Raw genomic sequence first — 20,330 nt, 5'->3', positions numbered from 1 at the left:
ACTCAAAAGGACAGGATGAATGCCCAATTTACCAGCCACAGCCTGCACAGTCTCGGGCGTCTCGAACGACTGATCGACCGCTTTACGCTTGAAATCCTCAGAAAATGAACGCCTTAAATGCTTGGTCATAAACACCTCTCCATCTGTCAAAATTGAGGTGTCTACTTTTTCGGGGGCGGTCCACCCGGCCCCCGGATCACGTCCGGGGCAAGCTCCGCCAAGCGAAGAGCCGGGGCCTCGCGCGCTGAAAATCTGCACGGCTCAGTCTGACAGATACGCTCCTCGCAGGTGCGAGATCCCGGATAACGCCTTCGGCGCCTCCGGGACGACGGTTGCCCTAATTCCCCCGCTGGATGCGGTCCCGGGTGAGGTTGTCGGTGCCGATTAACGCCTCGCGGAAAGTACCCAGGGGAATACCGCGGGTATAACGATAGATTTCACGACGACGGCGGTCGTCCTTGGCCGGCACCAGGTGGAGCCGCTCGATTTCCTCCTCGCGGCGATAGCTGACGAGGTCGCTGAGATCGATAAAAGATCCGGGGCCCTGGAACTCGAATTCCTGCACGAGAGATTCCACATCACCCTCGAAGCGCATGTTCTCGATCGGCCAGCGCACCACGTACTGGTTGTCGGTGGTAGTCACGACCGGCAGGGCACAGCCGTCGGGATGACCGCGCACTTCTCCCGCATCCCCTTCTTCGTAGTCGACCAGGAATAGCAGGTAACGCGGCATTTCGGTAAACAATTCGGCGTCTTCGAAGTAGCACTTGCCCTCGCCGAAGCCTTCCTCGACCACCTTCAAACGCTCGATCGGCATCGGCACCTTGTAGGGCACCAACACATCGAACCAGGAATCGCCCTCGATGGGCACTTCGCGCTTTTCCTCGTACTTGTAGATATCGAGCTGGGCCAGGACAACGTAATCCGCCTCGGCCGCGCGTTGCGACGGGGTGGTGATCGGCTCGTTTTCTTCCGACTCGTCGGATTCGGTGCCTTCCTGCGCCGCCAGGGGCAGCGCCAGGAGCATCAATGCGATAGCAGTAATCTTTTTCATGCGCAATTGGACGTGTTCAGGGTCGGGTTAGTTCACCGCCATTGTGCCATTGGGATGAAGCAAAAACCTGGAACCACGGAATTCACGGAAGGCACGGAAAATCGATAACCTCCGAAAGACCGGAATGGTGCTCTTTCTCCGTGATTTCCGTGCCTTCCGTGGTTACCCGGTTTTCTCAGGTCAGCGCCTGCCCCATGCGCACTCTTGCTTCGGGCCGGAGGTCGGGCAACCAGCCGGGAAAGTCCCTCGGGGTCAGGATGATGACCGTGGACCCCCAGTGGAATCGCCCCAGTTCCCCGCCGCGGGCCAGCTCGAACCCATCGATGGATCGGCTTCGAATGTCTCCACCCGGGCGCCTGTCATCCGGACCGCCCCAGACCGTTTCGATGCCGGCAACCAGCATCGCGGCCACCATCACCACGGCCACGGGACCCTGTTCAGTCTCGAGCATGGCCACCATACGCTCGTTGCGCGCGAACAGCCGTGGCACGGCCAGGGTTGTGTTGGCCGAGACACTGAACAGGCGTCCGGGCACACGCACTTCCTCGACGACCTTTCCCGCAACGGGCGAGTGCACGCGGTGATAGTCCTTCGGCGAGAGATAAACAGTGATGAAGTGACCATCCTCGAACGGACGGGCTCGCTCGGCCGAACCCAGCAATTCGGTCGCCGTGTAGTCGATGCCCTTGGCCTGGACGATGGCGTCGTCCTCGAGACGGCCGAGCTGGCTGACGGTGCCGTCGGCCGGGCAAACCAGGCGATGCCGCTCGTCGGCGATGGGGCGCGCACTTTCAGAGAGCGAACGGGTAAAGAAGTCGTTGAAACAGTCGTACTCGATCGGATCGCTGCGCTCGGCTTCCGAAAGATCCACGCCGAACAGCCTCGTGAAAACGCGAATGAACGGCTGGTTGAACCAGCGCCAGCGACACGAGGACAGGCGCCAGGCGATGGCGGTGAGCAGTTTCTGTGGAAGAACGTACTGCGGCCAAACCCGCAGCCGCACCGAGAGCGGCCCCTTCATCGGGCCAGGGAAAACAGGTCGGCCGCGATGGCCTGACGATCCAGCGGGGGCGCGAAACGGCCGTAGAGCCGACCCTCGGGGTCGACGATCAGAATCGAGGCCGAGTGGTCCACGGTATAGAAGCCGGTCTCGGAGTCGGGCTCATCGAGGGCGTAGTAGATGCCGAGATTCTTCGTCAGGGATTTCAGTTGAGCCTCCGAACCCGTGGCGCCGATGAAGGACTCGTCGAACCAGCTCACGTAGTCGCGCAGCGCCTCGGCATCGTCACGCCCCGGATCGACCGAAACGAACACCACGCGGGGCCTTGAAGTGGCGCCCATGGTGTCGAGATCCTCGATGGCGGCATCGAGCACGGCCAGGGTGTCCGGGCAGATATCCGGGCAGTTGGTAAACCCGAAGAACAACAACGACCACTGCCCCTTCAGATCCCCGGGGGTAAGCGACTCCCCTGCCGCCGTCCGCAGTTCGAAGTCCGTCAGCGGCCGGGCTTCGGGAAACGCCTGCGCGGCGCGCATCGTCTGCGTGCGATCGAACAGAATCGACGAGACCACAATACCCGTGGCGATCGCCGCCAGGGCGATCACGATCATCAGGAAAATTCGGCCGGAGGCGGCGCGGGGGGCGTTGATCGAAGTCATGGGACGATTATAACGGGCGGGTGGATCTAAAAGTTTCAGGCTTCTGGGTTCGGGGTTCGGGAAACTTTGTCGCCCCGGAAATCGCGCAGCGCAGGCAATGGAGGAAGGCCGGTTTTCGCCGTCAGGCGAAAGAAGGGCTTCCGGAATGCCGGTAGCGCGTGATTATCCGGGGTCTCGCACGGCTCGAGAAGCAATGCATTAAGGCCGTGCTACCCGGCCCTTGCGAGGTCCCGGCTCGGAGGCCGGGACGACAAAACTGAGAAGGGCTAGTACCGTTCGACAAAGAAATCCGTCGTCTTCTTCAGCGCCTCGGCCCATTTCTCCTCCAACTGCGGAGTCAGTCGGTCGTCATGTTCCCGCACGGCCTGAAGCAGGCTTTGACGCCAGAAGCCGTAGAGCTCGGGCTCGACCGGGACACGGCCGGAGCGCGAGTGAACATCGGCCATCTCCTTGAGCGGGCGCTCGACGATCTTCGAGCCCCCAGCGTAGGTCAAGGCAATGCTGATCCCTCGTCGCAAGGCCTTGTTCTGCTGGGTCCAGTCGGTATGGGAAAACATCGGCGCCATGCGCTCGTCGCTTGCCAGAAGCAGCTCGTAGAAGCGCGTGATGAATCCCCTCTTTCGCGTGCAACGACCATAACTGGCTTGCACGTCCGCATAGGTCTCGGACATGTCGATTTTCTTCCTGAATATTAGCCGGCGCACATGTTAGGAAAGGACACCCGCGCGTCTCTTGATCTCAATCAAGACCGAACTTCGTTACCTGCCTTGAGCCTTGCGCGGCCAAGCCGCCCCGCAACCATATCCGCGCCGAACCAGCCAACCAGAAAACCAGCGAACAAGCCAACGCGCAGGACGCTTTATCGCCCGAGCAGCCTCATCCACCACCAGAAATTGACCACGCCGATCAGTGCCCCGGCAACGTAGGTAAAGGCCGCGGCGGTAAGAATACGACGCGCCGCGCCACGATCTTCGCGCTTTAAATAGCCACCCTTGTCGAGCATTGGCAGAGCACGACGAAAACTGGCGTCGAACTCGGTCGGCAGCGTAATCAGGTGCACGATAACCCCGGAAGCCAGGGAGGCTACCGCCATGGCAAGCAGGATGAGGCCCGCGCGCGGCAGGCGCAGAGCCAGCATGGCGACGGGCGCGAGCACGAGAAGCACCATGCCGAAGCGCTGGAAACGCTGCATCGTCTTGACCAGGCGGGTTCGCCACAGCAGCGGCCGGTAGCCGTCGGCATGCTGGACGGCGTGGCCCACCTCGTGCGCGGAAACCGTCACCGCCGTCAGCGAAGCCCCGCCGTAGTGTTCCGGGCTCAGCCGGACGACGCGCGCTTCGGGGTCGTAGTGATCACTTCCCGAATCAGTCTGCTCGACCGCGACCGACTCGAGCCCCAGCCGGTCGAGCAGGTGCCGCGCCAGCTCGCCACCGGTGCCCTGATAGCGATCGTCGGGCTTGCGGTATTTAGCCAGCACGCGCTTGACCCACCACTGAGGCAGGAACACGACGGCGGCGATCAAGATCAGTATGACGATGGGCATGGAGGCGGCGGATGCGGCCGGTGGGTCCGAAGGTAAAGCGATTTTAGCAGGCAGGGGTGATTTGGTTGGCTGGTTCCTATCTCCGCCGCGCTTCGATCAGCTCAAACGCCTCCTGGCGATTAAGACCCGTGAGGCGGGCCAACACCTTCGCGGCGCGCGACGGTGGCAGCTCGCGAGCCAGTTCCTCGGCCAGGACGCCGGGGTCGACTGCGGGCTGGGCATCTTCGCTGCCGGCGACGACCAGGACGGCCTCGCCGCGCTGCTGATCGGCATCGGCAACGATCCAGTCGTGTAGCGCTTGCAGTTCGTCGCGTCTGACGGTCTCGTGCAGCTTGGTCAGCTCACGCGCCAGGGTGGCGCGGCGTTGCGGGCCGAAGGCGGCGATCATGTCCCGAAGCACGTCCGGTAGGTCGCGTGCCGGGGCGTAAAAAACGAGGGTAGCCATCTGCCCGGCCAACGCCCCCAGGCGCTTGCGCCGGGCACCAGATTTCGCCGGCAGGAAACCCTCGAACCAGAATCGGTCGGTCGCCAGGCCGGCGATCGAGAGCGCGGCTGTGGCCGCGCAGGGGCCCGGCACGGTGCGTACGGGAACGCCGGCGTCATGCGCAGCCGAGACAAGGCGATAGCCCGGATCGGAAATCAGTGGGGTTCCGGCGTCACTGACCAGGGCGATGTCGGTGCCCGAGGCCAGCCGTTCGATCAAATGCTCGACCACGCGCGCCTCGTTGTGCTCGTGCAGGCTGACAAGCTCGGCCCGCTCTGCGCGACCTGACAGCAAGCGGGAAGAAACGCGCGTGTCTTCGGCGGCGATCACCGGCACCGATTCGAGCAGGGATCTTGCGCGTGGGGAGAGATCGTCGAGATTGCCGATCGGCGTGGCGACGACCCACAGCGTGCCGGCCTCGCTCATCAGTCGAAGCGCAGGTGCTTGACCGAACGCCCCTCGTCACGAATTTCCTTGAGTGCGTCGACGCCGATGGCAATCTGCTTATCGACGTAGTGCTGCGTAACGGCTCGATCCGAGGCGTCTGTCTTGACGCCGTCGGGCACCATCGGCTGGTCGGAAACCAGTAGCAGCGCACCGGTCGGAATGGAGTTGGCGAAGCCGGTGGTAAAGATCGTGGCCGTTTCCATGTCGATGGCCATGCAGCGCGTCTTGCGCAGGTACTTCTTGAAGTCCTTGTCGTGCTCCCACACCCGGCGGTTGGTGGTATAGACCGTGCCCGTCCAATAGTCCAGGCCATGGTCACGCGTGGTCGAGGAAACCGCGCGCTGCAGTTTGAAGGCCGGTAGCGACGGGACTTCGGGCGGAAAATAGTCAGCCGATGTTCCTTCACCGCGAATCGCGGCGATCGGTAGAATCATGTCGCCGAGCTTGTTCTTCTTCTTGAGTCCACCGCACTTGCCCAGGAACAGGCAGGCACGCGGATGAATGGCCGAAAGCAGGTCCATGATCGTTGCGGCATTGGCCGATCCCATGCCGAAATTGATGATGGTGATGTCCTCGGCAGTCGCGGTGCGCATGGGCCGATCCCTGCCCTGCACCTCCACCCCCATGGCGGCAGCGAACTTGTCGACGTAATTGTCGAAGTTGGTCAGGAGAATGTGTTTGCCGAAGTCGCCCAGCTCGGTGCCGGTATAACGCGGCAACCAGTTTTCGACGATGCTCTGTTTTGTGTCCATTTGAATCCGTTCTACCGTTTTTGTTGGCTGGTTGGCTGGTTGGCTGGTTCGGTTCCCATGGCCTTGCGGGGCGGCTGCGCCGCGAGACGTTTGGCGGGCATTTTTCGCTCGGTAAGCACCAGAGCGTTCGCGGCACCGCCGCCCTCCAATTCTCGCGGATGCCGAACCAGCTAACCAGCAAACAAGCCAACCAGCAAACTCATGATGTCGAATAACCTATCATGCCTTTGTACTTGCGTTGACTTCACGATAATGACCGCTTCCGACAAGCTCTCGGGGCTGACGCTCGCCCTGGGCATTGCCGTCGGCGCCTGGGTGGTGGTGCGCCTGGTCGCCCTGTTGCCGCCGCCGGTGGGTTCGCTGCCGCTGAGCATGATGCTCGTAGCCATCGTCACCGGGCTTGTACTGGCCGGACCGGTCCAGCGTCGGCCTGCCTGGAAGCCGGGGCTGGATTTCGCCCGCGGCCCCTTGCTCAAGACCGCCGTGGCGCTGATCGGCTTGCGCCTGAGCCTCGCCGATCTCGGGCAACTCGGTGCGCAGGCCCTGCCGCTGGTGATCCTGGTGGTGCTGGTGGGGCTGGGCGTGACCCTGCTGCTCGCCCGCCTGGCCGGTGCCGCACCACGACTGGGTATTCTGCTGGCCGCCGGAACGTCCATCTGCGGCGCCTCGGCCATTGCCGCCACCGCACCCGGACTGAAGGCGAAAAGCGACGAGATCTGCTATGCCATCGCCTGCATCGCACTGATCGGCCTTGCCGCGACGCTGCTCTACCCCTGGGCGTTGAATCACCTGTTCGAGACACCGCAGGAGATCGGCTTCGTCATGGGCGTGGCCATCCACGACACCGCCCAGGTCACCGCCGCCGCGGCCCTGCATGAACAAGCCTGGGAATCCGAGGGCACGCTGGTGGCCGCCACCGTGGCCAAGCTGATGCGCAACGCCGGCATGCTGGTCATGATCCCCGGCCTCGTCTGGCTGTATTCGCGTCGGCACGAAGGCGGCTCGACTAAAGTCAGCCTGCCGCTGTTCATCGTCGCTTTCATCCTGCTCTCGGGTGTACGCAGCGGCGTCGATGCCCTGCTCGGCCCCGATCATGCACTCTGGAATGGATTCCTGACCGTGGTGGCCCAGGCCTCGATGTTCGCCTTCGCCATGGCCATGGCGGCATTAGCGACAACCGTGCAACCCTCCGAACTCAAGGCCCACGGCTGGAAACCGGCCGTGGCAGCCGTCACCGCCGCGGCGATCATGTTCGGCACATCCGTCATCTGGATCAATTACACGTAGATACGCGGAGACTTATATTGGCTGGTAGACGCTAGCCGGACGACTGGTTCGCTGGTTCGCTTGTTTGCTGGTTGGCTGGTTCGGCGCGGATGGCATTGCGGGGCGGCTACGCCGCAAATGCCGAGATGCCACCGACCTGAGCGTCGACCTGTCAGTCTGTCTCAAGGGATCACGCGGCGAGGCCGCTCTCCTGATCGCTCGGATGTCGAACTAGCCAACAAGCAAACAAGCCAACCAGCGAACCGTCGAAAGAAATCGCGGAGCAGAGCACGATGACAAACAATCGAACGGCAACGACAACCGCAACGGCAACCGCCCCCGCCTGCGTCGGCAATGTCGCCGTCGGCTTCGACCTGCTCGGGCATGCCATTGAAGGCCCTGGTGATCGCGTTACGGCGCGCCTTGCCAACGAACCGGGTGTACGCATCGTCGAGATCACGGGCGTGGCCACCGACCTGCCAACCGCCTGCGACGAAAACACCGCTTCGCGCGCCGTGGCTTCGCTGTTGGCCGACCACGCGCCGGACGCCGGCATCGAACTCCTCATCGACAAGGGCATCCCGCTGGCATCGGGGCTGGCCGGCTCGGCGGCCAGTGCCGTGGCGGCCGTGGTGGCCGCGAACGCGCTGCTCGACGAACCGCTGGCGCATTCAGCGCTCTACCCCTACGCACTGGAAGGCGAACGGGTGGCTTCGGGCGCCGACTGCGGCGACAACGTGGGGCCGCAGCTACTCGGCGGCCTGCTGCTGGCCGCCGGCGCCGACCTGATTCGCATTCCCGTGCCCGACGGACTGACGGCCGTCGTGGTCACACCGGAAATGACGATCGAAACGCGGGCAACCCGGCAAGCACTGGAGGCACCGTTCAAACTGACCGATATCACCGCCGCCCAGGCCAACCTGGCGCGCGTCCTGGCGGGCTGTTACGGCAACGATCTCGACCTGATCCGCGCGGGCCTGAAGGACGTGCTGGTCGAGCCGCGACGCGCCGGCCTGATTCCCGGCTTCGAGACCGTCAAGCAAGCAGCGCTCGATCACCAGGCCCTGGGCGCCAGCCTGTCCGGCTCCGGGCCAAGCGTTTTCGCCTGGTTCGGCAGTGCCCCGGAAGCCCATGTCGCCGCACCAGCCATGGTCGAGGCCTTCGAAAAGCCCGGGCTGGCGGCCACCGCCATCATGTCCCCAGTCGATGCGCCGGGCGCGCGGTTGGCATAGGTTGCAGTCGCATCCGCGGCGGACGACTGAGCGGGATAAAAATCTTTAAAACGCAAAGAAAAACAAAAAGTTGAATGATCAAAAGAAAACCAAGAAACACCGAACTGGGTTAACACCAGCCTTACAGTTCTTCCGTGGTTACCTGCCTTGTTGCTTTTTATTTCTTAGCGTTCTTTGCTGCTTTGCGTCTTTGCGTTCCAAAGGTTTTCCTGCCCGGCCTAAAGCTCGGCCGCGAGACGGGTGCCCTCCGCGATGGCGCGCTTGGCATCCAGTTCGGCGGCGATGTGGGCGCCGCCGATGACGTGGACGTTCATGCCCGCGGCCTCCAGCGGCTCGACCAGTTCGGTGCGCGAGAGCTGGCCGGCGCAGATGACGATGTTGTCGACTTCCAGCACCCGCCGTTCATCGTCGATGCGGATGTGCAGGCCCTCGTCGTCGATGGATTCGTAGCTCACCCCGCCGAGCATGTTCACGCCGAACTCCTTGAGCGACTTGCGGTGGATCCAGCCGGTGGTCTTGCCCAGGCCCTTGCCGTGCTTGGTGGTCTTGCGCTGAAGCAGGTAGACCTCCCGCGCCGGTTCGTGGAAGTCGGGCTCGAGCCCCTCGACGCCGCCACGTCGCTCGATCGACATATCCACGCCCCATTGCTCGAAGAAATTCTCCGGCGTGGGTTCGTCGGGATCGGGCTCGCCCGGCACCGCGCCGTGGACCAGGAACTCGGAAACGTCGAAGCCGATGCCGCCGGCACCAATGACGGCAACGCGCTTGCCCACTGGCTTGTCGTGCAGCAGCACGTCGATGTAGCCGAGCACCGATGGATGATCCTCGCCGGGAATCCCCGGATCGCGCGGCAGCACTCCGGCGGCGACGATCACCTCGTCGAAGCCTTCTTCTTTCAGGTCCGCCACATCAACCTTCGTATTCAAGCGCAGGTCGACGTTGTTGAGCTCGATCTGTCGGCCGAAGTATCTCAGCGTCTCAACGAACTCTTCCTTGCCGGGAATGCGCTTGGCCATGTTGAACTGACCGCCGATACGGTCCATGGCCTCGAACAGCACGACATCGTGACCGCGCTCGGCAGCCGTGGTGGCCGCGGCCAGGCCGGCCGGACCGGCGCCGACAACCGCCACGCGCTTCTTCTTCTCCGCCGGGCGGATGATCAGCTCGGTCTCGTGCCCGGCGCGTGGGTTGACCAGGCAGCTCGCCTTCTTGTTTTCGAATACGTGGTCCAGGCAGGCCTGGTTGCAGGCGATGCAGGTATTGATCTCGTCGGCGCGCTTTGCTCGCGCCTTGTTGACCCACTCCGGGTCGGCCAGGAAGGGCCGTGCCATCGACACCATGTCGGCATCGCCACGCTCGAGCACTTCCTCGGCGGTGTGCGGCATGTTGATCCGGTTGGTGGTCACCAGCGGAATCTTTACCGTGTCGCGGAACTTGCGCGTGACCCAGGCATAGCCGGCGCGCGGCACGGACGTGGCGATCGTGGGTATGCGCGTCTCGTGCCAGCCGATGCCGGTGTTGATGATGCTCGCACCCGCGGCTTCGATGGCCTTGCCCAGCTCGACCACTTCCTCCCAGCTATTGCCGTCTTCGAGCATGTCGAGCATGGACAGGCGATAGATGACGATGAAGTCACTGCCCACCGCCTCGCGCGTACGCCGCACGATTTCGACGGCAATGCGCATGCGATTTTTGAACGCCCCACCCCACTCGTCGGTTCGCTTGTTGGTACGCGGCACCAGGAACTGGTTGATGAAATAGCCTTCCGAGCCCATCACCTCCACGCCGTCGTAGCCGGCACGCTGCGCGAGTTTCGCCGCGCGCACGAAATGCCGAATCTGCTTCTCGACACCCTTCGAGGTCAGCGCCCTGGGCTTGAAGGGATTGATCGGCGCCTGGATGGCCGAAGGCGCGAGCGAGAACGGATGATAGGCATAGCGCCCGGCATGCAGGATCTGCATGCAGATGCGCCCGCCGGCTTCGTGGACTGCTTCGGTCATGCGCCGATGCCGACGGGCCTCGAGCCGGTTGGTGAGCTTGGAGGCCAGCGGCGCCAGCGAGCCGCGCCGATTGGGGGCGATACCGCCGGTCACCATCAACCCGGCGCCGCCACGGGCACGCTCGACAAAGTAGGCAGTCAGCTTCGGCCAGTTCCACAACCGGTCCTCCAGCCCCGTATGCATCGAACCCATCAGGATCCGGTTGGGCAGCGTCACATGCCCGAGATCGAGCGGACGGAAGATGTTTGGGTAGGCGGCGGGGGTGGCTTCGGTCACGGCATACCTTGGCGTATGGAAGGGCCCCCATTATGCCCGGGGAAGGACGGGAGGTTTTAGGAAAGTCGGTTTCCGATCATCAAGGTCGTCAGGGAAAATCTTTAAAACGCAAAGACGCGAAGCAGCAAAGAACGCCAAGATTGGAAAATATAAAAAACAGATGACAACGGAAAACAGTGTGGCTTCCGTGTTTTTCGTGGTTATTGGTGTTCAATTTTTGGGTTTTGTTTCTCTTTGCGTCCTTTGCTGCTTTGCGTCTTTGCGTTTCAAAGGTTTTGATTTTCAGTCACAGCCCCTTCCGGACATTTTCGCCGCTGGCTTCAGCCAACTCTTCATAGAGCTCCCGCTCCCGCTCGGTCTTGGGCTCGGGCACGACCACCTTGAGGTTGACGATCTGGTCGCCAGCGGGCTTGCCGGGCAGGCCTCGGCCTTTCAGGCGCAGGCGTTTGCCGCTGGACGAGCCGGCGGGGACTTTGGTGGTGACCTTGCCGCCGAGCGTGGGAACGCGCACTTCCGCGCCCAGCGCGGCTTCCCACGGCGCAATGGGCAGATCGAGATGGATGTCGCGACCCTCCAGACGGAAAAGCGGGTGCGGCGCGATCTTCACCTCCATGTACAGGTCGCCGGAGGGACCGCCGCCGACGCCCGGCTCGCCCTGCCCGGACAGGCGGATCTTTCGCCCGGGCGTGACGCCGGCCGGAATGTTCACATCCAGGTTCTGGCGCTGGCCGCCGCGATCGAGGGTGATGCGGCGCTTGCCGCCGTGAAAGGCGGTATCCAGGTCAATCTCGACACTGGCGGTGATATCGCGGCCCTTGGCTCGTGCCTGGCGGCGGGCACGCCCACCCATGCCACCGCCCATACCGCCCAGACCGCCGCCGAACAGGGTTTCGAAAAAATCGCTGAAATCGCCGAAGTCGCCAAAACCCTGGCCACCGCGCGCCTGCCCGCCGGCGCCGCCCGACCAGCCCGGCGGCGGTTGAAAGTCCTCGCCCCCGCGCCAGCCGCCGGCACGCAGCTGGTCATACTGCTTGCGCTTTTCAGAGTCCTTGAGAACCTCGTAGGCCTCGCCGACTTCCTTGAACCGGTCCTCCGATCCCGATTCCTTGTTGCGGTCGGGATGGTACTTGCGCGCCAGCTTGCGGTAGGCCTTTCTGATGTCATCGGCCGAGGCGTCCGGTTCGACGCCCAGCGTCTTGTAGTAATCCTTGAATTTCATGCCTGCAACCGCCTGGGGAAACTTGGTTCGCTGCCTATTGAATGAGGGTCACGATCCGGAACTCAAGCGGCGCCCGAACCAGGTGACGGCCGGATGATCGGGATTCATTTCCTGCGCGAGGCGCTCGATCACTTCGCTGGATCCCTCCCCGCTGGGCCCGGCGGGCGAATCGGCCGCGGCGATCAACGCCCGGGCCTCGGTAATGCGCCAGCCGCCGAGCCCGAGACTCTCGCGCAATTCCAGGCACTGGCGGGCCTGCGCCAGGGCCGCTTCCCGCCTTCCGCGCTCCATCTCGAACCGGGCACGATCACAGGTAATGGAGGAAAGCACCGAACGGGCGGCGCCTCCGGCCGCCTCCGCATCGGCCGCGAGCGTGGCATAGGCCTCCGGGTCGAACTCACCTTCGAGTCGACGCCGTACGTTGAGCACGGACAATCGCGTCTGCAGGCTGTAAGGATGACGCTCTCCGAGCAACCCGGTCATGATCTCGCGCGAGCGCAGGTAGCGCTCCCGGGCCCGCTCCAGATCACCACGGGCTTCCGCGAGCTCGCCCAGCCCCAACTGGGCGGCGGCGTAATCCGGCGTCTCGTCGCCGATAAAACGCGCGAACACCTCACTGGAACGCCGCAGGTTCGTTTCAGCTTCGTCCAGGGCGCCGCGAACCACCAGCAGCCGCCCCAGGTTGAGCCGGGCCGCGGCCATTGCTCCTGACGGGCCGTATTGTTCCTTCCGAATTTCGATGACGCGCTTGAGGCGCTGCTCGGCTTCCTCGGTACGGCCCAGTCGATCAAGCACCGAGGCAAGATTGGCCGTCACCGACAGCGCGTCGCTGGCGTCGCCACGGTCGAGCGCCAACCACAATGCCTCGGCCGCCTCGAAATGCTGCGCGGCGGCTTCCAGCCGGCCGCCGATGAGCAGGGTCGTGGCCAGGTTGTTTTCCGCCCGCGCCATCAGCGGGCGCGGGCCGGCCGAAACGTCCAGCGCGAGTTCGCGCGCGCGCTCGAGATCCGACAGCGCACCTTCCCACTGGCCCAGGTCGCGCCGGATCCGGCCGCGGATCTGAAGCGCATCGGACATCCGCGCCGGATGCGTGCCCGGCAGCGACTCGAGAATGGCCACCGCCTTTTCGGCGGCCGCCAGGCCCGGTTGCACCCGGCCCTTGCGATGATGGACCTGCGCCATGTCCAGCAGTGCAATGGAGTGCAGCAGCGGGTTGTTCGTCCCTTCGTCGCTTTCGGCAAAATCGGCCAGCAGTGGCTCGGCCGCGGAGTAATCGTTGAGCGCGATCATGATCTCGCCCAGCACGGCGTTGACCTGCTGGCGCAGGTCCGGATCATTGGCCAGCCACTCGCCCGCAACATCGGCGGTTCGATCGAGCAGCTCACGCGCGGTCAAATTCTCGGTGTCTTCCGACAAACTGCCGACTTCGCGGAACAGCAGGGTCAGGTGCTCGCGCAGGGCATTGGACCGCGCCGCCTCGGCGCGCGCGAGATCGCGCTCGACCGCCGCTACGCGGGCCTGCCAGGCGACGGCCGACACGCCGCCGACGAGCAATACGACCGCGAGGGCGCCGAGTGCCGCACCGACGACATGGCGGCGCGACCACAGGATGGTGCGTTCAACCAGACCCACGCGGCGAGCGCGAACGGGTAGATCTTCCCGCAGCCGACCGACGTCCAGAGCCAGGGCGTTGACCGTGGCATAGCGCATGGCCGGGTCGGCATCGGTGGCGCGCGCGACGATGGCATCGAGATCCCGCCGGCGCCGGTAGCCGCGCCAGCGGGCGGCGACTCGCCGATCCGCCCGGCGCTCCGGCGAACAACCGTAAACCAGCCAGTGCAGCAGCGCGCCCAGGCCATAGATATCCGCCGCCGTGGAAACCGACTGGCCTTCGAGCACTTCCGGTGCCGCGAAGCCCGGCGTCACCGCCGCCGGCAGGTCCGTCTGAAAGTCTCGATCGAGTAGCCGGGCCACGCCGAAATCCAGCAGGCACACCCGCCCACTATCGGTCACCTTGAGATTGGCCGGCTTGATGTCGCCATGGACAACCAGCTCGCGGTGGGCCGCGGCGACAGCCTCGCAGGCTTCCCGGAAAATGCGCAGTATTTCGGCCGGCTCCGGGCGCTGATTCTCAATCCACTCGTCGAGCGTCTCGCCCTCGACCCAGTCCATCACCAGGTAGGGCCGCCCGTCTTCGGTGACCCCGCCGTCGAGCAGGCGGGCGATTCCGGGATGATTGAGCATCGCCAGGGTCTGGCGCTCGTAGGTCAGCAGGCGCGCCAGGTCGTCGCTGTGGCTGCGAATCAGCTTGACGGCCACCTGCATACGGAAAGTACCGTCGGCGCGCTCGGCCCGGTAGACCTCGCCCATGCCGCCGGTACCGACCAGCTCGGTCAGTCGCCACGGCCCCAGGCGCGTGCCCGGTTCCAGCGCCGGTTCACTCCCGCGCGTTTTCGCATCCAGAGCGTCGGCAACCAGCGGGCGAGCGGATTCGTCGAGCAGGCCACCGGGTTCCGTGCTGGCGGCCAGCAGGCGCTCCAGCCAGGCGCCCAGTCGCGGCGCGCGTTGGCGCACCTGCGCCAGCGCGGCTTCGCGTTCGTTTTCGGGGCGATCAAAAAGATCGTCGAGCAGGCGGTCGAGCAGACGCCGGCGGGTTGGAGTCAGGCGTCCGGTGGGCTTGCGATCAGTCCGGTCCACAACGCCTCAGCTCTGCATTTCCACCAGCAGCCAGGCGCGGGCGCGCTCCCAGTCGCGCTGCACCGTGCGCACGGAAACATCGAGCATTTCGGCAATCTCGTCGGCCGTCTGGCCGCCGAAAAAGCGCGCGATGACCACTTCGGCCAATCTGGGGTTGGCTTCCTCGAGGCGGGCCAGGGCCTCGTCGATCATCAGCACCGTCTCCTCGCTGCCGTTGGCGGCACCTGCCAGTTCCTCATTGAGGCTCAAGGGCGTCTGGCCGGAGCCGCGCTTGGCCGCCAGCTTGCTGCGGGCATGGTCGACGATGAGCTGGCGAATGGCCAGGGAGCTGAGGCGCTTGAGATGCATCCGGTTGCGGATGTTCTGATCAGCGCTGTTACGCAGCTTCAGAAAGGCCTCGTGCACCAGCTCGGTGGTCTGCAGCGTGGGGGTGGATCCGAAACGCGCCTGCTGACAGCGTGCGACTTCGCGCAGGTCGTCGTAGATCAAGGGCAGGATGCGATCAATCGTATCGGGCTGCTCACGCAGCTCCGAAAGCATCCTCGTCACCTCCCCTTCCGAAATGACATCCTGCGAAGTCGACACGATCGCGCCCGATTTTTCGTTTAATTGGAGATACGCAGTGTGCCACATTCTGCCTTAATGCACGCTTAAGCTGCCCCCCCAATCTGTCGTCCCGGAATTCGCATAGAGAATATCCGGGACCTCGCACTTAACTTCAGGCACGGCCTCAACTCAGTTCCAAACGGTCCCTGCGAGATCCCGGATAACGCCTCCGGCGTTTCCGGGACGACAGCATTCGTGGGATGCGGGAGCGCATCGAACGCGGTTACAAATCCGCCAGCGCCTTCTCGTCGAGCCGGAACACCGTCCACTCCGACATCGGCCGCGCCCCGAGGCTGTTGTAGAAATCGATAGCCGGATGGTTCCAGTCGAGCACGCTCCACTCCATGCGACCGTAATTGCGCGCCCTGGCAATGCCGGCCAGGTGCAGCAACAGTGCCTTGCCGATGCCCTTGCCGCGATACGGCTCTTGCACGAACAGGTCTTCCAGGTACAGGCCCGGGCGCCCGACGAAGGTGGAGTAATTACGGAAGAACAGCGCGAAACCCACCGGCTCGCCGTCCCACTCGGCAACCACCGCCTCGGCCACCGCGCTCGCGCCGAACAGCGATTCGGCCAGATCATCCGGCGTAGCCGCCACCTCGTCGGCCAGTTCTTCGTAGACGGCCAGCTCGCGAATGAGATCGAGCAGGAGCAGCTCATCGCCGTGTCGCGCCGGGCGGATTTCGAGGGATTCGGTCATGGCGTCGGCCTTCAGATAGCGGTGTGAGGCGAAATGCTACGCCAGACGGCGAGCCGGGTCATCCGTGAGTTGCCGCCTCACAACCGGTCAATAGACTGATGCTATTGAAACAATCCCGATAATCATTTGTCTGTATGAGCGAGAATCGTTATTGTTCCAATTCAAGCTCCACGAGATATCGAAAATGGCCAGCCGGAAAACTTTCACATTCGCCATCATGCACATGACCGTGGCCTTCGCCGTCGTCTACCTGATGACCGGCAGCCTGGCCCTTGGCGGCGCCGTGGCCATGATCGAGCCGGCCGTCAACACCATTGCCTACTTCTTCCATGAAAAGGTCTGGGAGCGCCTGGGATTCCGTACCGCCAGCAACCCGGACCACGTGGCACCGCCGGCCGAATCGCTCCTTGCCAGCCAAGCGTCGCGCCAGGTCGACCCCATCGCCCGCTGCCTGCAATGCCAGTGGCGGGCGCGGCGCGCACCCGAGTCCCGCGCCGTCCCGGCCGGAGAGCCCGCGTAAAGCCCCCTCACCTGTCGTCCGGGCTTCAACTGAGTGCCACTCGAACCGTGCGAGATCCCGGATAACGCCTGCGGCGTTTCCGGGACGACAGTCTGGAGAGGCGTTTCCGGGATGACAGGATGGAATAGCGTTTCCAGAACGCGGAAACAAGCCAACCAGCTAACCAGCCAACCTGACTACTCCACCAAATCCGGCCGTCCGTAGTACCAGCCCTGGGCGTAGTCGCAGCCCACGCTTCGCACGAAATCCGCTTCTGCGGCAGTCTCCACGCCCTCGGCGGTGACGGCCATGCCCAGGTCGTGCGCCAGGCTCGTCACCGCGCGGACGATGGCCGCGCTGGCGTTGTCGTCCTCGATGTGGCGCACGAACATACGGTCGATCTTCAGGTGCTGCACCGGCAGGCGCCGCAGGTACCCCAGCGAGGAAAACCCCGCGCCGAAATCGTCGATGGTCACACTGATTCCGGCCTCGCGAAGCCGGTTGATCTGCTTGAGCGTGTCGGTACTGTCACGCATGAAGGCGCGCTCGGTAATCTCGACTTCGATTCGCTCCGGCCCGAGACCGGCCTTTTCGCCCATCTCGAGCAAGCGCACGCAGAAATCCGGATCCTGCAGCTGGCCGGGGGCCACGTTGATGGCCAGGTTGGTGCCGTCCATGCCCGCCACGGCCTGCATGGCACGCCGATAGACCTGTTCACCCAGTGCCGCCACCAGTCCGCGCTTTTCGGCCATGGCGACAAACCGATCCGGCGAGAGCCAGCCGTCCTCCCAGTGGTACCAGCGAGCCAGCGCCTCGACGGCAACCCGCCTGCCGTCGGCCAGTGCAACGATCGGCTGCAGGGCCACCTGGATCTGCTCGCGCTCGATGGCATTGCGCAATTCGGTTTCAAGATAGCGACGGGCACGCGCCGCCTCGGTCAACTTGCGCGAGTACCTCGCCCAACGACCCGGCCCCAGCGACTTGGCTTTATAAACCGCGGCATCGGCATGCCGAGCCAGGTCTTCGGCCGAATCCGCATCGTCCGGAAACAGGCTGATGCCGATGGAAATCGTCATGCGAACCTGGCGCTCGTCGATCCGCATGGGGGCTTCCATGGTGCGGCAGATCTCGTCGCCCAGGGATTCGGCCCGGCTGCGCACGCCACGCCCCCGCAGGATGATCAGGAACTCGTCACCGCCGACGCGTCCAAGCAGGCCGTCGTCGCCAAGCAGGGAATCCAGCCGCTCGGCCACTTCCTTGAGCAGGCGATCGCCGGCGGTGTGGCTCCAGGCATCGTTGATGTCGTTGAAATTGTCCAGGTCGAGATAGAGTACGGCCAGTTCTTCGCGCGCCGAGGCCGCGATGGCAATCTCGTCCCGCAGGGTCGACTGCAGGTGGGCCCGGTTGGGCAGACCGGTCAGATCATCATAGTAGGCCAGCCGCGTGAGTTTGCGCTCGAGTTGCCGGCGCTTGGTCACCAGCCGCGCGAAGCCGTGCCACACGACGCTTCCGTCGGACAATTTCTCCGGCCCGGAATCGACTTCCACCCACTCGAGGTTTTGCTCGTTTCTCGGCCGATTCATGGGGAACATTCGAAATTGCTCGAAAAACGGCTCCAGCGTCTCGGCGCTGCGACTGACGGCGCTCATCACTCGATCGTGGTCGGCCTCGTGGATGCGCTCGAACAACGGCATCGCATCTTCCGCCACCGCAGAAAAGTCGGACCCGAACACCTTGTGGAACTTGGCGCTGGCATAGGGAAACCACAGCCGGCCTGTATCGACGTCGCGCTGAAGCTGGTAGACCGCACCGGGCACATGGTTGGCCAGGCGCTCGAGCTGGATGCGCTGCCGGGCGTGGTCGGCCTCCACGGCCTTCAGGCGCGAGACATCCAGCGCCACGCCGGCGACCATCTGCTCGCCGTTGAGCTCGACCCTGCGGCCCTGGAAATGATGCGGCGGGCTCGCACCACGCGCGGTCAAAACCGATGCATCGATCGCCGACTGGCCGTCCACCAGGCATTTTTCCAGCGCGAGTTCGACCGAATCCCGGTCGGCCTCGGCAAAGAACTCCAGTACGGACATGCGGGCGATGTGATCGCCGCTGTAGCCGGTCATGGCTTCAAGGTGGGTATTCCACAATCGAATCCGCCCGCGCGTATCCACCAGGTAGAAGATGCCCGGCATAACATCGAGCAGCATGCTCGACAGTTCGTCACCACCGACGCCCTTCCATAGATCCCTTGCCGGGCCGAGCAGATCCCTGTCCCGTGTCATCGGCTGATGATCCTCATTTTCCCTCACCGGAGTGCTTACGCGAGTCAGCATTGCAGCCACCTCCCAAGTCAGCCGCCTTCAAGGCGTTGACAATAGCAGATTGTGAAGCACATCACAAAAGCTTTGTAACTTTATGTTTTTCCGAAAAATATACCCTCGCATCAGGACCGGAAAATAGCTCCTGTGGCCCTTGGCGGTTTTCTGTCATACACTTCGTCCCGGTTTTCAGACGTCCGAATTCAAGCCAATGAATGACCACTTGTCCCGTCCCGACGAGACCCGGATTGCCATTATCGGCCTGGGCTACGTCGGCCTGCCGCTGGCCATCTCCTTCGGCGAACGCCAGCCGACCCTCGGCTACGACATCAACACGAGGCGCATCAGCGAACTCCAGGCGGGCAAGGACGCCACGCGCGAGGTCACCCCGGAGCTGCTCGCCGGCGCAACGCAGCTGAGCTTCAGCGCCAACACCGAAGACCTGGCCGACTGCCAGGTCTACATCGTCGCCGTCCCCACACCGGTCACGCTCAACAAACGGCCCGACCTGTCGCCGCTGAAAGGCGCCTGCAAGGCCATCGCGCCCCACCTGAAACCCGGCGACCTCGTCATCTTCGAAGCCACCGTCTACCCCGGCTGCACCGAAGAAGTCTGCATCCCCATACTGGAAAACGAAAGCGGCCTCCATTGCGCCTGGAACAGCGGGCCGGACGGCAAAGCCGAAGGCGAGCCGACCCCAACAAGCCAACCAGCTAACCAGCCAACCAGCCAACATTTCTTCGTCGGCTACAGCCCCGAACGCATCAACCCCGGCGACACCGCCCACAGCCTGCGCAACGTAGTCAAGATCATAGCCGGCAGCACCCCCGAAGCCGCCGAGTTCGTCGACGCGCTCTACAACAGCGTCGTCGAGGCCGGCACCCACCGCGTCAGCTCAATCGCCGTGGCCGAGGCCGCCAAGGTCATCGAAAACACCCAGCGCGACCTCAACATCGCCCTGGTCAACGAACTGGCGCTGATCTTCAACCGCCTGAATCTCGACACCACGGAAATCCTGGAAGCCGCCGGCACCAAGTGGAATTTCCTGCCCTTTCGGCCAGGCCTGGTCGGCGGCCACTGCATCGGTGTCGACCCCTACTACCTGACTTACAAGGCCGAAGCGGTGGATTACCACCCCGAGGTAATCCTGGCCGGCCGGCGCATCAACGACGGCATGGGCCGCTACATCGCCGGCGAGCTGGTCAAGCACATGATCCGAAAGGACATCGACACTCGCGACGCCCGCGTGCTGGTCATGGGCCTGGCCTTCAAGGAAAACTGCGCCGACATCCGCAACACGCGCGTAATCGACATCGTCCGCGAACTCCAGACCTACGACATCAAAGTCGATGTCTACGACCCCTGGGTGGAAGCCGAATACGCCCGCGACGAGTACGGCATCGAAATGGTCAACACACCACAGGCCGGCACCTACGGCGGCATCGTCATCGCCGTCGCCCACAACTGCTTCATCGAAAACGGCATCCAGGCCATCAAAACACTGGCCCAGCCGCGCCACGTCGTCTACGATGTCAAGGGTGCCTTCCCGGCGCAGGAAACAGACGCGCAACTCTAGATAACGCA

At 63.8% G+C, this 20,330-nt stretch carries 18 protein-coding genes; 4 read left to right on the top strand and 14 right to left on the bottom strand.

The window, feature by feature from the left end:
• From ACDC66_RS14780 to ACDC66_RS14745, 8 genes are all read right to left on the bottom strand, one after another.
• Nucleotides 1-129: transposase (locus ACDC66_RS14780; RefSeq protein WP_376697359.1), on the bottom strand; the 129-nt coding region annotated here is incomplete at its 3' end.
• A gap of 208 nt (nt 130-337) precedes the next feature.
• A complete protein-coding gene (locus ACDC66_RS14775) occupies nt 338-1,054 on the bottom strand; it encodes a hypothetical protein (RefSeq protein WP_376697507.1) in 717 nt (238 codons plus the stop codon).
• A 175-nt stretch (nt 1,055-1,229) separates the two neighbouring features.
• A complete protein-coding gene (gene asd, locus ACDC66_RS14770) occupies nt 1,230-2,057 on the bottom strand; it encodes an archaetidylserine decarboxylase (RefSeq protein ID WP_376697506.1) in 828 nt (275 codons plus the stop codon).
• Nucleotides 2,058-2,071: 14 nt separating this feature from the next.
• Nucleotides 2,072-2,713 (bottom strand): SCO family protein, encoded by a 642-nt coding sequence (locus tag ACDC66_RS14765; protein ID WP_376697505.1) that lies wholly within the window; start codon nt 2,711-2,713, stop codon nt 2,072-2,074.
• 266 nt (nt 2,714-2,979) lie between these two features.
• Nucleotides 2,980-3,384, bottom strand: coding sequence for a globin (locus ACDC66_RS14760; protein ID WP_376697504.1), 405 nt, complete (start codon nt 3,382-3,384; stop codon nt 2,980-2,982).
• Nucleotides 3,385-3,572: 188 nt separating this feature from the next.
• Nucleotides 3,573-4,256 (bottom strand): zinc metallopeptidase, encoded by a 684-nt coding sequence (locus ACDC66_RS14755; RefSeq protein ID WP_376697503.1) that lies wholly within the window; start codon nt 4,254-4,256, stop codon nt 3,573-3,575.
• Nucleotides 4,257-4,332: 76 nt separating this feature from the next.
• Nucleotides 4,333-5,166 (bottom strand): 16S rRNA (cytidine(1402)-2'-O)-methyltransferase, encoded by an 834-nt coding sequence (gene rsmI, locus ACDC66_RS14750; protein ID WP_376697502.1) that lies wholly within the window; start codon nt 5,164-5,166, stop codon nt 4,333-4,335.
• The gene (locus tag ACDC66_RS14745) at nt 5,166-5,939 is read right to left on the bottom strand and encodes an AMP nucleosidase (RefSeq protein ID WP_376697501.1); all 774 of its coding nucleotides are present in this window, start codon (nt 5,937-5,939) and stop codon (nt 5,166-5,168) included. The genes rsmI and ACDC66_RS14745 overlap by 1 nt, the downstream gene beginning before the upstream one ends.
• 252 nt (nt 5,940-6,191) lie before the next feature.
• Here ACDC66_RS14745 and ACDC66_RS14740 point away from each other — a divergent pair, with 252 nt between their 5' ends.
• Complete coding sequence (locus ACDC66_RS14740; protein WP_376697500.1) at nt 6,192-7,226, top strand: YeiH family protein; 1,035 nt, start codon at nt 6,192-6,194, stop codon at nt 7,224-7,226.
• A gap of 272 nt (nt 7,227-7,498) precedes the next feature.
• Nucleotides 7,499-8,437 (top strand): homoserine kinase, encoded by a 939-nt coding sequence (locus ACDC66_RS14735; protein WP_376697499.1) that lies wholly within the window; start codon nt 7,499-7,501, stop codon nt 8,435-8,437.
• A 218-nt stretch (nt 8,438-8,655) separates the two neighbouring features.
• Here ACDC66_RS14735 and ACDC66_RS14730 read toward each other — a convergent pair whose 3' ends face one another.
• From ACDC66_RS14730 to ACDC66_RS14710, 5 genes are all read right to left on the bottom strand, one after another.
• Nucleotides 8,656-10,713 carry an oxidoreductase gene (locus ACDC66_RS14730; RefSeq protein ID WP_376697498.1) on the bottom strand — a complete coding sequence of 686 codons (2,058 nt, stop codon included), beginning with the start codon at nt 10,711-10,713 and terminating at the stop codon, nt 8,656-8,658.
• Between the two features lie 286 nt (nt 10,714-10,999).
• Nucleotides 11,000-11,932 carry a DnaJ C-terminal domain-containing protein gene (locus tag ACDC66_RS14725; RefSeq protein WP_376697497.1) on the bottom strand — a complete coding sequence of 311 codons (933 nt, stop codon included), beginning with the start codon at nt 11,930-11,932 and terminating at the stop codon, nt 11,000-11,002.
• 48 nt (nt 11,933-11,980) lie between these two features.
• Nucleotides 11,981-14,629: a tetratricopeptide repeat protein gene (locus ACDC66_RS14720; RefSeq protein WP_376697496.1), complete on the bottom strand. Its 2,649-nt coding sequence runs from the start codon at nt 14,627-14,629 to the stop codon at nt 11,981-11,983.
• Between the two features lie 6 nt (nt 14,630-14,635).
• Nucleotides 14,636-15,262, bottom strand: coding sequence for an ECF-type sigma factor (locus ACDC66_RS14715; protein WP_376697495.1), 627 nt, complete (start codon nt 15,260-15,262; stop codon nt 14,636-14,638).
• Between the two features lie 196 nt (nt 15,263-15,458).
• Nucleotides 15,459-15,935, bottom strand: a complete 477-nt coding sequence (locus ACDC66_RS14710; RefSeq protein WP_376697494.1) for a GNAT family N-acetyltransferase — start codon at nt 15,933-15,935, stop codon at nt 15,459-15,461.
• 184 nt (nt 15,936-16,119) lie between these two features.
• Here ACDC66_RS14710 and ACDC66_RS14705 point away from each other — a divergent pair, with 184 nt between their 5' ends.
• Complete coding sequence (locus ACDC66_RS14705) at nt 16,120-16,455, top strand: DUF2061 domain-containing protein (RefSeq protein WP_376697493.1); 336 nt, start codon at nt 16,120-16,122, stop codon at nt 16,453-16,455.
• A gap of 176 nt (nt 16,456-16,631) precedes the next feature.
• Here ACDC66_RS14705 and ACDC66_RS14700 read toward each other — a convergent pair whose 3' ends face one another.
• Entirely contained in the window at nt 16,632-18,710 is a 2,079-nt protein-coding gene (locus ACDC66_RS14700; RefSeq protein ID WP_376697492.1) for a putative bifunctional diguanylate cyclase/phosphodiesterase, read from the bottom strand.
• A gap of 247 nt (nt 18,711-18,957) precedes the next feature.
• Between ACDC66_RS14700 and ACDC66_RS14695 the strand changes: the two genes are divergently transcribed.
• The gene (locus tag ACDC66_RS14695; protein ID WP_376697491.1) at nt 18,958-20,322 is read left to right on the top strand and encodes a nucleotide sugar dehydrogenase; all 1,365 of its coding nucleotides are present in this window, start codon (nt 18,958-18,960) and stop codon (nt 20,320-20,322) included.
• Nucleotides 20,323-20,330: the final 8 nt, after the last annotated feature.

This window comes from Wenzhouxiangella psychrophila, from assembly GCF_042310375.1.
Taxonomy (GTDB): domain Bacteria; phylum Pseudomonadota; class Gammaproteobacteria; order Xanthomonadales; family Wenzhouxiangellaceae; genus Wenzhouxiangella.
Note: the sequence above shows the minus strand (reverse complement) of the source record. Positions and strands in the feature narration are given on the sequence as shown.